Source organism: Companilactobacillus zhongbaensis (genome assembly GCF_003946515.1).
Classification (GTDB): domain Bacteria; phylum Bacillota; class Bacilli; order Lactobacillales; family Lactobacillaceae; genus Companilactobacillus; species Companilactobacillus zhongbaensis.
Map to the genome: position 1 here is coordinate 1 of NZ_RHOM01000052.1, position 8,352 is coordinate 8,352.

Annotated in this window: 9 protein-coding genes; 6 read left to right on the forward strand and 3 right to left on the reverse strand. The window is 40.2% G+C overall.

What is annotated here, in order from left to right; all coding sequences use genetic code 11:
- Positions 1–536: 536 nt before the first annotated feature.
- A complete protein-coding gene (locus EKM69_RS11800) occupies positions 537–1,523 on the reverse strand; it encodes a cation diffusion facilitator family transporter (RefSeq protein ID WP_125711264.1) in 987 nt (328 codons plus the stop codon).
- 588 nt (positions 1,524–2,111) lie between these two features.
- Here EKM69_RS11800 and EKM69_RS11805 point away from each other — a divergent pair.
- Positions 2,112–2,705 carry an NADPH-dependent FMN reductase gene (locus EKM69_RS11805; protein ID WP_125711266.1) on the forward strand — a complete coding sequence of 198 codons (594 nt, stop codon included), beginning with the start codon at positions 2,112–2,114 and terminating at the stop codon, positions 2,703–2,705.
- Positions 2,706–2,985: 280 nt separating this feature from the next.
- Here EKM69_RS11805 and EKM69_RS11810 read toward each other — a convergent pair whose 3' ends face one another.
- On the reverse strand, positions 2,986–3,396 hold the full coding sequence (locus EKM69_RS11810; protein WP_125711268.1) for a peptide deformylase: 411 nt from the start codon (positions 3,394–3,396) through the stop codon (positions 2,986–2,988).
- Between the two features lie 92 nt (positions 3,397–3,488).
- Here EKM69_RS11810 and EKM69_RS11815 point away from each other — a divergent pair, with 92 nt between their 5' ends.
- From EKM69_RS11815 to EKM69_RS11830, 4 genes are all read left to right on the forward strand, one after another.
- A complete protein-coding gene (locus EKM69_RS11815) occupies positions 3,489–4,313 on the forward strand; it encodes a glycosyltransferase family 8 protein (protein WP_125711270.1) in 825 nt (274 codons plus the stop codon).
- Between the two features lie 9 nt (positions 4,314–4,322).
- Positions 4,323–4,544 carry a DUF2829 domain-containing protein gene (locus EKM69_RS11820; protein ID WP_125711272.1) on the forward strand — a complete coding sequence of 74 codons (222 nt, stop codon included), beginning with the start codon at positions 4,323–4,325 and terminating at the stop codon, positions 4,542–4,544.
- Positions 4,544–5,278, forward strand: a complete 735-nt coding sequence (locus tag EKM69_RS11825; protein WP_125711274.1) for a 3-oxoacyl-ACP reductase — start codon at positions 4,544–4,546, stop codon at positions 5,276–5,278. The genes EKM69_RS11820 and EKM69_RS11825 overlap by 1 nt, the downstream gene beginning before the upstream one ends.
- Positions 5,279–5,369: 91 nt before the next feature.
- Positions 5,370–5,882, forward strand: coding sequence for a QueT transporter family protein (locus EKM69_RS11830; RefSeq protein ID WP_125711276.1), 513 nt, complete (start codon positions 5,370–5,372; stop codon positions 5,880–5,882).
- Positions 5,883–6,505: 623 nt separating this feature from the next.
- Here EKM69_RS11830 and EKM69_RS11835 read toward each other — a convergent pair.
- Positions 6,506–7,240 (reverse strand): MarR family winged helix-turn-helix transcriptional regulator, encoded by a 735-nt coding sequence (locus EKM69_RS11835; RefSeq protein ID WP_125711278.1) that lies wholly within the window; start codon positions 7,238–7,240, stop codon positions 6,506–6,508.
- 196 nt (positions 7,241–7,436) lie between these two features.
- Between EKM69_RS11835 and EKM69_RS11840 the strand changes: the two genes are divergently transcribed.
- The gene (locus tag EKM69_RS11840) at positions 7,437–8,222 is read left to right on the forward strand and encodes a hypothetical protein (protein ID WP_125711280.1); all 786 of its coding nucleotides are present in this window, start codon (positions 7,437–7,439) and stop codon (positions 8,220–8,222) included.
- Positions 8,223–8,352 lie beyond the last annotated feature (130 nt).

An 8,352-nucleotide genomic window follows, 5' to 3' on the forward strand; every position in this document is an offset into this window, starting at 1 on the left:
TGTAAAATAGACATGGACATGAATACTCCTTTGTAATTGGTTTCGACGCCTTAATTATAATGATATGAGTAAGCTCATGTCTATTTTTATACAATAAAATCCCGGTATGCCGGGGTTATTTTGTTATATTCATCTTTCAACCTTTAGATATTTATATTTATGGAGGTTCTATTTATGATTTTACTAACGAAGTTGAACATTTTTAATTCATTTGTTTCTGCAGTTTACGATTCATTCCTTGACGGAACAAAATAATTAGTTATTAAAAATACACCCGACTCTTTGTGAGTTGGGTGTATTTTTTTGGTCTATTCTGTTGTTCGGGCGTGATGTGAGGGTTCATTTTTTAACGCTAAATGTTGGCTTTTTTTATACCAAAGCCGCGTATTTTTATTACCAAACGTTGCCCGTTTTCTAGTGGAAACAATCTCCAGGCGACAGCGGCCCCCGGTTAACACATGTAGTCGTGGCACTGCTTCGCAGCACCTTGTGCGACTATACTTAATCCTCAGCAGTTGACCGTCGCCTTCCGCTCTCTAAGTTTGCTCTGGATCAGGTATGATTGTTATGTTGACATCATAAACGTTGTATTTCTTATGCAACTTCCGTTCGATTTTTTCGTTGGTTTTATAAATATCCATTGCAGTGGCTTTGGGATTTACCATGATGAAGATGTCGACGATGAGCATGTTTCCGTTGTATCTGCTAGTTAAGTCCATTACCTTATTAACTTTGTTAATGTGCTCGACGGTTTTGCGCATTTCTTTTTCTAGCTTGGGGTCAACGTAGTCGATTAAATTGAGCGTACATTCTTGGAAGATGACTAGTCCTTGCCATAGGATGAAGATGCCGATCACGATACTAACGGTGCTATCGATCCAGGATAGTTGAAAGAAGTAGGATATTAACACGGTCAAGGTTGTCCCAAAACTAGTAACGACATCGCCAAGACTGTCCTTTGAAGCAGCTAGCAAAGAGGCGTTTTCGAGTTTTTTACCGAAACGACGGTTGATAAAAAAAACGAGTAGCATCATAACAGTCGCAATTCCAGCACCTAAAGCTGACATGAGATTAGGATTGACAGATTCGCCGATATTTTTTAGATCAACGATGCCACTGACGATAATCTGCAGAGCAATCAAAATAATGATGAAACTAGTAACCAAAGTAAAGACCGTCTCAAGTCTAAATCGAGAAAGCTGCAAAGAATTTTGACTCCGAACATTTTCCTTCGGCAAGTCACGCCCTAAAATGTCGTCATCATTAACATTAGTAGCCTCACGAATACCAAATATCAAAACACCGGTAGAAATAACGCCCGATAAATTATTCAAAGCATCGGCCCTCAAAGCTTGAGAGTGCCCAACCAAAGCCAGCCAGTATTCAACAATAGTGATCAAAATATAAATAGCAACGTTAAAATATAAATATTTAGCAGCAGAATTAAGCTTGTCGATTTCCTGCTGACGAAAAGCAAGTTGATGCCGCGATTCTTTTAATAAGTATTTGTCCAGTTTTTTCATAATATTTCCTTTAACACTTATTTTAGTTTAATTGACGAGCCAAAAAGCATCTTTTTTTAAATGTTTTTTTATAAACAAAATAAGGAATGAATTCCTTGGCTTTTCATTGAATGAAAGAAGATAAATTGGCTCTGACGGTTTTGAACTTGCTAACCATCAACTAAATTGAGATAGACCAGCAACAAATAGGGAGCAAGAACAGTGCCAATTTAAACAAGGCAGCAGTGGAGCTGTCCCCACCAAAAGAGAATTTGATTGTCCATCCTAGGTGGAGGGGCGGGGCGATATATGGTCTCAGCCGCGAAATTTCACTTAGCGGTTTACCGCTTAGTGAAAGACCCAGCTTTGAAATGATCGAGCGTACTTTGCTCGGTTAGTTCAAAGTGGGTCCGCAGCGTTCCAGTCCCATATAGCGCCCCGCCCCGGAACCGGCAGTGAACATCCAACCAAAATACCATCGCTATCCCATGTTTTTTAATCAAATCACCCCACATAAGCAAATATATTGACTATCAATAAATCCAATCCTAAGCTATTTATATAATATAATTATATTTGTTTATATAAAAATGGAATGCAGGCGGAAAAATGAGCAAAAACATCGGAATCATACTAGGAAGCACAAGAACCGACTCACTAGGAAGAAAAATCTTTGACTACCTAAAATCAGTCAACCAAAACACAAACCAAACAAACTACACATGGATCGATCTAAAAGACTACCCATTACCACTATATGATCACACAGAAACACCACTAGAAAGCAAGATCCACGACCTAAACGACCAAGAAGCCAAGTGGCTACAAGTATTAGAAGAACAAGACGGCTACATCATCATGACCCCAGAATACAATCACGCAATCACCGGAGCATTGAAAAATGCCTTGGACTACGTTGGACCACAAGTTGAACGTAAACCAGTTTCAGTGATCGCATATTCACACTTTAGTGACGGAGGCGTCTTGGCAGCAGAATCGATCATGCCAATTTTGCGGATGTTCAGCATGATCGTCATGCCAAAGCCAGCTTTATTGTGGAACGTTGATCCCAACTTTACTGATGATGGAAAATTAGTGAAGTCAGCTGAAAACAGTGATCATTATGAAAAACGTTTGGCCGAGATGTTCACTGAGATCGACCATTACACCGAAGTTTTAAAAAATAATCCTTATCAAGGATAAGAAAAAAAGATGCAGTCGCACACGCTGCATCTTTTTTTGCGGGTTAATTCTTTAATTGTTATAAAATGGTGCTGTCTATGTTTTGCTAACTAAATTTGCTGCAGTTTGGATAGTGGTTTTTATGTTTATCCTCAAGGATGTGAAAACGAGCTCCGCGAGGTAGCGGCCTCCGGTTAACACATGTAGTCGCGGCACTGCTTCGCAGCACCTTGTGCGACTACACGCGTTAATCCTCAGCAGCTGACCAACCTCGCTCCGCTCTCTGCATCTTTTTTCGTATCTAAATAAGGGTTCCTGAAAAATGGTCGATTTCATGCTGGATGATCTCGGCCACGAAGCCGTTGAACTTCTGGGTATGTTTTTGGAAATTCATATCTTCAAACGTGACTTCAATCTCTTCATATCTAGTCGTTTCCCGTTCACCGGTCAGTGAAAGACAGCCTTCTTTGACATCGTACGGTTTAGCTTTTTGCACGATTTTAGGGTTGATCATGGGAACGTTGGTCATGCCAACGTTTACGGCGATGATCTGTTTGTTGACGCCGATCATGTTGGCGGCCATGCCGACACAATCTTTTTTATGAGCGGTCAATGTGTCGAGTAGGTCAGTTACGACCGGTAAGTCATTTTTCGTTGCGGGATCTGACGGGATGGATAGGGACATCCGGTCTTTATTGATTGGTTTTATCATAATTTTCTCCTTAGGCTAATTATAATAAATGCCGTGGAAAAAGCCTAGCAATGATATAATTTAGCTACCACATTGGATTGAGAGGGGATTTGATGAATTTATTATTTGCCATTGACGACAATGTCAGCACTCAATTGATGACTTGTTTGTATTCGATCGTCCAAAATACGCCCGGGGAAAAATTTGATGCTTATGTTATTCAAAAAGAACCTTTGAAAAAAACTGATCAGATCACGGCTTTTTGCCAGAAGATCGGTGTTGATTACCACGCTATCCAAGTCGATCCGGAAGTGTTTAAGGATGCACCGATCACCGATCGTTATCCGGAGACGATTTACTATCGATTATTGGCTCACCAATATTTGCCTGCAGACTTGCACCGGATCTTGTATTTAGACGTCGACATCTTGGTGTTGAATTCGTTGAACGATTTGTACGAGCTGGACATGGGGGATAAGTTGTATGCAGCAGCTAGTCATTCGGCTTTGACGAACAACATGACCGAGCAATTCAACAAGTTGCGACTAGGCAATTATGAAGCCGAAAGTTACTACAATTCGGGTGTCTTGTTGATGAACTTAGATGCGATCCGTCAAAAGGTCAAACCTGACGAGATCTTCCAATACATCAAGGACAACAAATTGACGTTATTTTTGCCCGATCAAGACGTTTTAAACGCTCTCTACGGTAAAGATTTCATTAAAATACCAGATGAGCTGTACAATTACGATGCCAGAATGAGTAGTCTGTATACTTTGATCGGTAACGGCGCCTGGAATCTAGATTGGGTCATCGATCACACGGTTATTTTGCATTTTTGCGGTCGTGATAAACCTTGGAAGCCAGACTACACCACACGTTATTCCGGGCTCTACAAGCACTATGCACACAAAACTAAATTATTGATCAACGATTAGGAGAATATTATGACTTTTGAAAAAATCTTACCTTTACTAAAAGACGGCAAAAAGGCTGTTAGAACTGGCTGGGAAGGAACAGAATTGTTCGTCGTCTTAGTTGAAAATGACAAGTTTGACGGGGAAATCTTGAACCCATATTTTTTGATCAAAACAGAAGATGAAGCATACAGTGCTTGGTCACCAACTAGCTGCGACATTTTAGCTGAAGACTGGGAAGTAGTGGACTAATGGCTGAAGATTTTTCCGGAAAAATCGTAGTCGTCACTGGCACAGCTTCTGGAATTGGCCTGGAACAAGCCCGGATGTTTTTGAAAAACGGTGCAGTCGTTATTGGTATCGATAAAAATGCTGCCCCGATCATCGACGATAATTTTGTGACCTTAGTCGGTGATGTTACGGATGAACGGCTTTTTGAAAAATTAGGCAAGTTGTTGACAGAGTCCTTTAAGAAAGTCGACATTGTCTGCAATACGGCGGGGATCTTAGACGATTATCGTCCGGTAATGGAAACCTCGATCACTCAATGGCACGAGATCATCGATACGGATCTGACGAGCCAATTTTTGCTAGTCAAAACGGTTTTGCCACTGATGTTGCAACAAAAACATGGCGTCTTTGTCAACATGGCATCGATCGCTGGTCTAGTCGGTGGCGGCGGTGGCGTTGCTTATACGGCAGCTAAACACGCGGTGATCGGCATGACCAAACAACTTGACCTAGATTATGCTGATCAAGGTATTCGTGCCAACTGTATTGCTCCCGGTGCGATCGATACACCGATGAACCAAAAGGACTTTGCAGGTGACGGCAAGATGGCAAAGTGGGTCGCTGATCAAACGCCAGCTAAACGTTGGGCTAAACCTGAAGAAGTCGCTGAACTGGCGTTGTTTTTAGCTAGCTCACGTGCGGATTACATTCACGGGACCGTAATTCCGATTGACGGTGGCTGGTTAGAAAAGTAGAATGTTTACAGATGCCTTGCATCACTACGATACTTATTTCCTTTGATCGTAGTTATTAGTAGCTAAAAAGCTATAAAGGAGCGTTTTTTTAATGAAGAATTTAACTCGAACATCAAGTTCAACTGTTCAAACAATCGTCAGTACCGCTATCATAGCCGCGATGTACGTCGCTGTTACGATGGTCATTCAACCGATCGCCTACGGTCCGATCCAGGTCCGACTTTCGGAAATGTTTAATTATTTGGTGCTGTTTAAGAGACGATATATTTGGGGAGTTACGCTTGGTGTTTTTTTGTCTAATTTTATGTCGCCCACTTGGACTTTGGATGTTCCTATTGGGACTGTTTCTACTTTGCTGGTTTTGTTTTTGGTTTTGTGGCTGGCTAAGTTTACTTCTAGTTTGAAGCTGCAGTTTGTTATTGTTGGAGTGGTTTTTGCTCTTTCCATGTTTACTGTGGCTGGAGAGCTGTATTTTGCTTTTAAGACTCCGTTTTGGTTTAGCTATTTGACTGTTGGGGTTGGTGAGGCACTTTCTATGGCTATTGGCGGGATTTTGATATATTTTGTTGATCGTAAGATTGATATTGGTCGGTTTCGGATTTAGATTTTTTGTTGTTTGGTGTGGGGTAGGATGTTGGTTGTACGTTCACTGCCGACTCCGGGGCCCGGGGATACAGCCGCTGGAACGTGGTGGGCACATTTTGAACCAATCGAGCATAAACCGCTCGCTTGTTTCAAAACTGCACCTTCCTCTAAGCTCCTTCGTCGCTAAGAGGAATTTCACCACTGAGGGCTGTATCCCCGGGCCCCTCCGTCTAGGATTTATACCAAACTTCTTTGTTTTGAGTTGGGGAATAGGTGGCTTCCTGGATTTATTTGCAAGATTTTAATTGTTGGATCTCCTGGCTGCCTTCTTGTGCGCGGGACTTCGCTCCGGTTATATTGTTTCCTGACGGTGTTGCTGCCACGACTGTTCCTTTTGGATCCGTTTTACTTTTCTCGGGCTGTCGCTTTGCTCCCGCCTTGTTCTGATCTTTAGTTGGGGTGGGCGTATCGCTTTGCTCTCCGCCCTAAATATTATTTTGGAATATAAAAGGCCACGTCTTTTGTTCTGCTTTTGGCAGAGCTTGACGTGGCCTTCTTTTTTTACTGTGTTTTTACTGATTTTTTGTTGGACAAGTATTGTAGTAGTTTTATACTTTGTCTAATTAGTTGAGTTATGATGTTTTACCATCTCCCGTCGAATCTGAAGTCTGCTCTGTGGTGCATTCCTGGGCCTCCGCAGTTTCTGTGATGCATGTTTGGCTCCATTCCTTCTGGCATTCTGTGGCCTGGTCCCATTTGTGGGCCGTGGTTTCTGCCGTGCATCATCATGCCCATTTCTTGCATTTTGCTGCGCATTTCTTTTCGCATTTCTCGGAAGTCTTGTTCGGACATTTCGTCGATGTTGTCGCCGTATTTGGACATGATTTCTTCTCTTACTTTTTGCATGTTTTCGAAGCGGTCCATGGGGTCGATGAAGCTGTCAGCGTTTTGTTGGAAGTCTTCGTCCCAGCCTTCAGGGATCTTGTCTAGATTGGCTTTTAAATTTTCTTGTTCTTCTTCTGTTAGTCCGGAGAAGAATTTTTCTGTGGCGTCATTTCCAGTGGGGATGGCGTTTTTTTCGGCTTCTTTTTTGCCGGCTTCTGTTAGGGTGATGCGTTTGATCCGTTTGTCGTTTGCATCTTCATTTCTTTCAATCAATTCTTTGTCCTCTAACTTTTTCAAAAGTTCTGCTAGTGAGCTTGGTCTTAAGTCGAGTACTTCTTGGAGGTAGCTTTGAGCTAAGTTGTCTTCTAAGTTTAGGATTGCTAGAACTCTTTGTTGTCCAGTTAATCTTTGTTTATTTTGGTGCATGTATTGATTTGAAGCCTTGCTGATGAAGTGGAGCTTTTTCATTAATTCGTCTGTTAAGTTTGTCATATTGTATTCCTCGTTTCGTTATATTAAAAAACATTCGGTACCGAAATATATTTCATAAAGGAGTATACTTCGGTACCGAATGAATTGTCAAGAGATGGAATTGAAAAATTAGCGAAAAAGTTTTAGGATTCATGTCATGAGGAGGTATTTGCTTTATAATTATATTTATAAAATACTTGCAAAGAGGGGATAAGTTATGAGTTCTGAATCGACTACTGAGTTGTTGAGTCAAGTTTTAGTAAAACCATATAAAATTAAAGAAGGAAAAGGAAAAGAAAGAGCAAAAGGAAATCCATATCTTGCAAATATAGTTTCTGAATTACCTGATAATATTGCTGATATGAAGGGGAACAATGTAATATTATTTACCAATTCTTTTTTTGACACATTCAATGATCCAAATGACTTATTGAATACGGTGGTTTCTGCACGATTAAAAATTAACACTGATAATAACAAATCTTCTACGAAACTTGATGACGGTGAAGGTAATACATATAGAAGTGATAATGAAGATATTATAAAAATTGATGGGGATATTTCTCTGGATGATCTCATGGACATGAAATTGAGAATTTATCCGCTTTTTGATGGTGATGATAGAACATCATTTGAGAAGCATATGTTGGAAAAAGGTAACGAGCATCAATGGTTATCAAATGACGGTGAAGTTGATGTGATAATATTTGAAGATCTAAAAGCAAATGAATTTGTTATTTATCCAAATGTTGAAATGGTAAAAATAAATAGTTATAGTTCGGAATTTAAATTAACTCAAGAATCTGTTCAGAATATGATCACAATCGGTGTGAACGATATCCATCAAAAAGGATTTTGTACTAATGATTTTGTTTATTTACCACAAGACATTATCGACAGCAATTTCAATCCAGAAAAAGAAGAAAAAACTTTTTTGGAAAATTTCCAGAAAGAAGCAAATAATGAGAGGCTTTTTTATGACAAGCTAAAGGTTGAAAGATGAATATAACAAAATAACCCCGGCATACCGGGATTTTATTGTATAAAAATAGACATGAGCTTACTCATATCATTATAATTAAGGCGTCGAAACCAATTACAAAGGAGTATTCATGTCCATGTCTATTTTACAA

Bases quoted from the DNA above. Each gene is read 5' to 3' on its own strand.
- EKM69_RS11800 (WP_125711264.1), bottom strand. From the start codon at position 1,523: ATGAAAAAACTGGACAAATACTTATTAAAAGAATCGCGGCATCAACTT.
- EKM69_RS11805 (WP_125711266.1), top strand. From the start codon at position 2,112: ATGAGCAAAAACATCGGAATCATACTAGGAAGCACAAGAACCGACTCA.
- EKM69_RS11810 (WP_125711268.1), bottom strand. From the start codon at position 3,396: ATGATAAAACCAATCAATAAAGACCGGATGTCCCTATCCATCCCGTCA.
- EKM69_RS11815 (WP_125711270.1), top strand. From the start codon at position 3,489: ATGAATTTATTATTTGCCATTGACGACAATGTCAGCACTCAATTGATG.
- EKM69_RS11820 (WP_125711272.1), top strand. From the start codon at position 4,323: ATGACTTTTGAAAAAATCTTACCTTTACTAAAAGACGGCAAAAAGGCT.
- EKM69_RS11825 (WP_125711274.1), top strand. From the start codon at position 4,544: ATGGCTGAAGATTTTTCCGGAAAAATCGTAGTCGTCACTGGCACAGCT.
- EKM69_RS11830 (WP_125711276.1), top strand. From the start codon at position 5,370: ATGAAGAATTTAACTCGAACATCAAGTTCAACTGTTCAAACAATCGTC.
- EKM69_RS11835 (WP_125711278.1), bottom strand. From the start codon at position 7,240: ATGACAAACTTAACAGACGAATTAATGAAAAAGCTCCACTTCATCAGC.
- EKM69_RS11840 (WP_125711280.1), top strand. From the start codon at position 7,437: ATGAGTTCTGAATCGACTACTGAGTTGTTGAGTCAAGTTTTAGTAAAA.